The 6,622-nt window shown below is 44.9% G+C and carries 7 protein-coding genes; 2 read left to right on the top strand and 5 right to left on the bottom strand.

The annotated features are described in order from the left end of the window. Window positions 1-581: FkbM family methyltransferase (locus Q0C29_RS03650; RefSeq protein WP_291999301.1), on the top strand; the 581-nt coding region annotated here is incomplete at its 5' end. Window positions 582-584: 3 nt separating this feature from the next. Continuing rightward, window positions 585-1,271 (top strand): bifunctional 2-polyprenyl-6-hydroxyphenol methylase/3-demethylubiquinol 3-O-methyltransferase UbiG, encoded by a 687-nt coding sequence (locus Q0C29_RS03655; RefSeq protein ID WP_291999302.1) that lies wholly within the window; start codon window positions 585-587, stop codon window positions 1,269-1,271. Between the two features lie 2 nt (window positions 1,272-1,273). On the opposite strand, the gene Q0C29_RS03660 is transcribed toward Q0C29_RS03655, so the two are convergent. The 5 genes from Q0C29_RS03660 to Q0C29_RS03680 form a co-directional block, all read right to left on the bottom strand. Beyond that, entirely contained in the window at window positions 1,274-2,710 is a 1,437-nt protein-coding gene (locus tag Q0C29_RS03660; RefSeq protein WP_291999303.1) for a hypothetical protein, read from the bottom strand. Continuing rightward, window positions 2,700-4,397 (bottom strand): UvrD-helicase domain-containing protein, encoded by a 1,698-nt coding sequence (locus tag Q0C29_RS03665; RefSeq protein ID WP_291999304.1) that lies wholly within the window; start codon window positions 4,395-4,397, stop codon window positions 2,700-2,702. The genes Q0C29_RS03660 and Q0C29_RS03665 overlap by 11 nt, the downstream gene beginning before the upstream one ends. Window positions 4,398-4,501: 104 nt before the next feature. After that, on the bottom strand, window positions 4,502-5,572 hold the full coding sequence (locus Q0C29_RS03670) for a hypothetical protein (protein WP_291999305.1): 1,071 nt from the start codon (window positions 5,570-5,572) through the stop codon (window positions 4,502-4,504). Further along, entirely contained in the window at window positions 5,565-5,822 is a 258-nt protein-coding gene (locus Q0C29_RS03675; protein ID WP_291999306.1) for a hypothetical protein, read from the bottom strand. The genes Q0C29_RS03670 and Q0C29_RS03675 overlap by 8 nt, the downstream gene beginning before the upstream one ends. After that, complete coding sequence (locus tag Q0C29_RS03680) at window positions 5,806-6,045, bottom strand: hypothetical protein (protein WP_291999307.1); 240 nt, start codon at window positions 6,043-6,045, stop codon at window positions 5,806-5,808. The genes Q0C29_RS03675 and Q0C29_RS03680 overlap by 17 nt, the downstream gene beginning before the upstream one ends. Window positions 6,046-6,622: the final 577 nt, after the last annotated feature.

Consider the following 6,622-nt stretch of genomic DNA (forward strand, 5'->3'; position numbering starts at 1 on the left):
CCTTTGTTGGCGATTCCTCGATTTATTTCGCCTTAAGAGGCGCTAAGAGGGTTATCGTAGTTGAGCCAGTGCCCATTAATTACGAGGAGATGATTAGGAATATTGAGCTTAACCCAGAGCTTAAGCCGAGGATATTACCCATCAACGCCGCCATTGCCGATAGGGATGATTATGTGAATATATCCTATGATGGCGAGTTTGATGGTGCAGCATCCATATATGAGGTGAAAAGGTTTAAGGCTAGGGTTAGGTCTATGAGGCTTGGGACGCTGATTAATGAGGTTTCAAGGCTTAGTGTTGATTTGAGCAGCTTCAGGGTCAAGGTTCTCAAGTTGGATTGTAAGGGTTGTGAGTGGGATGTGGTCAGTAACGAGACTGACGTGCTTAGGCTATTCGACATCATTAAGATTGAGTACGCGGGTTACCTGAGGAACTACACAGTCAATGATCTAATTAGCAAAATAGAGCCAATGGGGTACAGATGCCGAACATGGGCGCACAACGACATAGCCATAAGGATTGGACTCAACAAGCACGGAACAACAACATGCTTTAAAAGAGACTTTAACCACATGGTGTAGTTTATGTGTAATGTTGCTGTCATAGAGTTTTTCATGGAGAACGTGGATTGTAAGGAGTTTGAGGGTAGGCGTGTCCTTGAGGTTGGTAGTAGGTATGTGAATGGTAGTGTTAGGCCTTTGATAGAGAGGTTTTGTAAGCCCAGGGAGTACATTGGTATTGATATTGAGCCTGGTAAGTACGTCGATATTGTCCTACCGGCTGAGAGATTAGTTGATTACTTCGGTCCTGAGTCCTTCGATGTTGTTATTTCCACCGAGGTCCTTGAGCATGTCCGTGACTGGAGGCTTGTCATTAATAACATGAAGGCTGTGCTTAAGAAGGGTGGCTTCATTTACATTACTACTCGTTCCTTCGGTTTTGGGTATCATGCTTATCCGCATGATTACTGGCGTTACGAGCCTAGCGATATGGTTAGGATTTTTAAAGATTTTGAGATCTTAAAATTGACTAGAGATCATGAAGCACCTGGAGTCTTTTTAAAGGCAAGGAAACCCATGAATTATAAACCAATAGACTTGGGTGAAGTATCTCTATACTCAATAATCCTAGGTAAGAGAACCAAGGAGATTGTTGACCTAAATAAAGCACCTGTTGTTAGGCGATTATGGCTGAGGTTCTGCGAATCAAGAATCAAATGGCTACTACCAGGCACGCTTCTCGGCTTAGTAACCAGACGTTACTGCATATAAGCCTAAGTCTCCTTACCATTACTAGTCTTTAACTGTGTCTTTAGGATTTGGTTGAATGATTCAGCATCTTCCCTGACTAACCCCTTAAGCTCTTCAGGCTTCTCAACTGTAATTACCTCATTTTCCCATAGTGCTTTAATTACGTTTACTGCTACATGCCTTACCGCTGGGCTTGCTTCTTCGCTGCTCTTCGTTATCCACGTTACTAATGTTCGCCAAGTGGGTGGATTTATCTCACTACCCTTACGGTATTTTATGTAGTAGTCCAGCTCCTTAATGTAGTTGTCAATGGGTTCACCCTCCCTATCAGGGTACTTCCCTAGGCTCATCCTTAACCACTCCTCAGCCTTCCCCCTAGCCACTAGCCCCATGTTGATTACTTGGCCTAGCGTGGTCCAGATTAAGGCATGCCTAGCATCTGGCAGGAGAATACCATTATCAACAATGTATTTCACCCAGCCATAGCCCAGTAGCTCCCTAGGCCCACAAACCCTGCCTATTATCGGGTTGCTTAAGCAAATCCTACTGCTTTCCCTTTCACTGCACTTGAATACTGCCCATAGTACCGATACGTCAATGCCACTATCCCTCATTTTAGCCAACTCAATGCAAGCATCAGTCCTATTTCCCTGGGGCTTAACCTGCGGTGTTGTCTTCTTCTCCTCATTAAACATTAATGCCAGTGCCTTAGCAATATTTATTGGCAGCATGTGCCTATTGAAGTCAATATCCATTGTGCTGTTTAGGAATTCAGCAACCTTACCACACCTCAGGTTGACTGTGTAGGGTAGCCTAAACGTGTGGCTTGGGGTTAAGGTTTGTGAATCAGGCTTAATGCCTAATTCCCCAAATTTAAGCACGTTAGCTAACCCAATGGCTACTGCCGGCAAGTAATTGGCTTCAATGAAGTCACTTAGGAAGTAGACTATGTGAATACCCTTACAGCCTGAGTGTAGTATGAGGGGTTCAACATTAAGCACATTTACTGAAGCCTTAACCACCCTGTCGGCAGTCTCCTTAACTCTATCCAAGCCGCCTTCACCTAAGTCAACGTCTATTATGACCCTATCAGCCACAGTGAACCTAGTCTCCTTAGGCATCCTGCACCCTCCATGGAGTTGATTAATGAATGATGCGGATACAGCCATGTTAACCCTACCATTTAAGTAATCTATTAGGCTTATCCACGGTGATTCAACACCATCCTTAAGCAGCTCAATCACATTAGGCTTAATTGCACAGTAGCCAATCACTCCACCAAACCTGGCTAAACGCCTAGGTAACTTAACTGGCTCACCACCATATGTTTGAAGCCTCCTAGCCACTATCGTTAAGTCATCACTCATGTGCCTACTATTCCAGTCAATAATCCTATCCGCATGCGGCCCCAGGAGCCACTTAACCCAAACATCCCTATGGCTAATTCTTTTAACCATCATGCCTCATGCACCTGATGCCAGCCACCCTACAGAACTCATCCAGTGGAAACCATTGGTAGCCAGTATTGAACCTAACAATGTACAAGTCACCCCTAGTCCTAGTTAAGGCAACGTAGAGTGGCCTAACGTCACCATGAACAGCGTCGAAGGCGATCTTCCTTCTTGTGGTTGCATTAATTATGAAGACTGCATCAGCCTCAAGACCCTTCATGGTGTAGGGTGTATCAATTGTTATTTGGCCAATGCCTATCGATTTCGACTTAAATTCACCCAATATCTGCTTAACCCTCTCCCTAACCTCAGTCTGCGTTTGAACCAGTAACGAATCCTTAACCCTCCTACTCAACGCTTCAACCAAGTCCACAGCTAACTTAATTAATTGATCACCGTACTCGTTTACAAGATCCCCAAGAGGAACTGTACCCTCAACCAGTGCTTGTGCCGCTTCAATAACCCTCCTAACGCTTGTTGGTAGGTCCTTAAGGAAGTTGACCCTGTAGCCTGTGTGGGTCATTACTGAAAGGGCTATGCTGACCACAACCTCATTTGATGGGGCAATTATGAAGACCCTCTTACCCTCATCAGCAAGCCTCCTAACAAGCTCTAACATTTCGCCAGGATTAATCACTGCAATATTGCCCTTGATCGGCGTCCCACACCAAGCCTTAGGAACCCTCACGCCCCTACTCCATCTAATTAATGCCCTTTGAGCAACCTGCGCAATGTTGTCTGGAACCCTGTGTGACCTCTTTAGGTGAATTACCTTACCATCAATCTCCTTATTTTTAACCATATTAATCAGCCTTAATGCGACCTCACCACACATAGCGTAATGTAACCTTCTATATACGCATTGGTCATCATCGAAGGCTATTATGAGCACGTCAACATGCTTAAATAGCCTAGCTACGGAGGCTAGCATGACTGGCGAATAGTCCTGGAATTCATCAATGAATAATGCCTCATAACCGTTAAAGAAGCCTTCACCCTCACCATCAGCCACCTTAGCCCTAGCGAAGGTGAAGTCTAAGGCGTTTATAGATTGGCCATTGTAAATGAGGTCATACCTACATATTGGTGGTTGAACACCAAGCATTGCTGAATATAGGCACAATGCCAAAGCCGCATCATTCAACTTCAAGCCGACTAAATGACTAACTAACCACCTAGCACCTTCAATGCCAGCCTTATTGACTGAAACATCCAAATAATGAAATAGTAAATTACCAGGCGCCTCGCTGTATGGGTCAAGGCTATAGGGTATGCCGAATACATGCGATGCAAAGCTCCTTATTCTCTCAACCGCGTACTCAACATTCCTCGTTTCAACCCATTCAAGGTTTTTCAAACTTCCCCTTGGGTAGGCTCTTAGTAGCGAATCAATACCCAATGCCTTGGTTATTAGTGAGTCAAGCGTATATGACTCAAGCCCCCTACTATTATTTTCCTCGGCAACACTTCTATTAAATGCAATAGCCACGCCTTTACCACGTCTCGCTGCCTCATTAATGCCCCTCTCAGTTTTACCAACGCCTGGTGCTCCAATTATCAGGATATTGTAGGCATTACGGGCGAGGTTTAAGAATGAGTTCACATACTGTGTATTGGTTTGAATAACGTCAAATGTAAGCCGCTCAAGGAGAGTCATTGATCCACTTATTGAGGCAGGATGAACCGCCTTAGGCACAGTCATCACCCGGCCCCAGCCGGCTCATTCCAGTGTATTGATGCGTGTATTGGTGTGTATTGATACACAGAGCCACTGAAACACCCCCCTCCGCATCAATACACTCACTCATAGTCCTCACCCCCCTCCTGTTTCATGACTGGTGCTGAGCTAAAGAGCTCCTTAATGAACTGCTCATTAGACGTGGTTTTAAGCTCCCTACAGTACTGCGCCACATCATCACCCAGGAATTCCTCCAGCCTCTTCCTGTTGAATACGTAATAATGTACCTGAATACCATTAACCCTACTATGCAGTCTCTTTTTAATTACACCAAGTTCCTTAAGCCTCCTAGTAACTATGCCCTTCTGACCGGGGTTTAATCCGGGTACTTTGAGCCTAGAATACATAGATAATGGTATTCTAAGCTCCCCACGGCTCAGGATAGCCACATCCCTAGGGTCAATTGATGCAGGTACCGAATCACTATGCTCAACGTAAGTGCAGTGTTCCCTGAGGAATTCAATAAACCCCTCCTTAACGACTTCATCAAGCGGATTCTCGGCTAGAACCTCAGCATGCTGCCTCACCAGGATTAGTAGGTTTCTGACGACATCACTGGATGTGCGGAATCCAAGGGGCCTTATCATCCTATTAATCCTTTCGGTTAACCTCCGCAATGCATTTGCGTTATTATCATCCAGGGCTTCACCAATAACCTTAACACCTATGTCCATTGGTACAACAGCCTTACCCACCCTTAGCCTTACCAAGTACGCCTTGGATTCGATATTATAAATAGGCTTCAATTCATTAATACTGTGAACAACGTCATCAATCCTCAACTCCCTTGGAGCGCATTCACTAATCCTCTTAACGATACTGTCCGCAATCTTAATCAGCCTAGGATCATTAACCCCCTTATTAATCCCCTCACTAAACTTAATTAGGTACTCCTGGATGTTTAAATTCAATGAACTTACCACCTCATATAACATCCGAAGAAGCTCATTCAACTCACCACTCCCATTAAAAAGCCTATTGAAGACTGCTGCAATTTCACCAAGCTCCCCCGCACTTAAATTACTACTAATAGCCTCATCCAGGATTATAGCCTTAACCTCATCATGCGCGCATTGGCTAAGTGCAATATGGGATCCAGCATTAATAGACGTTACACTACCTCCACTACTCATTACCACCACCCCTCATGACTCCCTGTGAGTTACTGGTTGACCAGCTAATTAGCCGGCTGGTGTCCTGCTGACCACTAGTCTGATTGCTTAGTCGATCAGACTCAGCTAAGTAGCGCTTAAGGGCATCGTTAACAATCTCACTCATGTCTTTATTCTCCCTAATAGCCCTAAGCCTCAGGGCTATGTAGATGTCCGGATCCAGGTAAATGCACGTTAACCTAAAGCCCCGGCCCCTATACGACCCACTCATAGTCAACCACCCTACCGTTAATCCACCTAATTAGCCAACCACACAACCTTCCAGCCATGGTTAATGAATTAGGAAGACCACTAATTAGCCCTCTGAATAGTGGCAATGCCCAGTGCCCTGCTAAGTAGTAATCTATGAAGTAAACTAAGTTAAGAAGTGAAGCTAAGCAACCTATACCCTCCTCCCATTCCCTTAACTTCTCCACTTCTGTTCCTGGCCTCATACCTGTTCATTGCTGCCTCACCACCCTTCCCCCTCCCATTGGGAGGGTTACTTTCACTATGCATTAATGCTATTGTGTGCTTCCCCAGCACTAGGTAGCTTGTGCTTTTTGGCTTTGTTTTGCTCGGCTTCAGTGCGCTTCTCTGAGTTTTTCTTAAAAAAATTTTAGAGTAATAACTAAAACTTTTACTAAACTAGCGCTTCAATGAAGAACCACGGGTCTACAGGGCTTATTATTCCCTAGCCTCCATGCAAGGTTTAAGGTGTGACATTAAGCTCCTGATCTTGTATTTATTAGTGAAATTAGCAGTGAATACCGCCCTTCAGGGTGTGGGTAAACTTTAGTGTACTCTACAATTCTACGTTGGTGGGAAACTTAGGCTCATTGATGGACCCCGCAGCGAGGATATGGAGACTGTGGCTGATGCCATCAAGGCCTTGGCCGACTACGTGAGGTTTAGTTCACTGGGTTTAGCCCTACTTACCTTCGAGTTCTTCCTTAAGCGCCCTTAGAGTATTCTCTAGCTCATCACTCCACTTTATTCTTGGCTTCAACTCCTCAATTCTCCTCGCCAGCT

Source organism: Caldivirga sp., from assembly GCF_023256255.1.
Taxonomy (GTDB): Archaea; Thermoproteota; Thermoprotei; order Thermoproteales; family Thermocladiaceae; genus Caldivirga.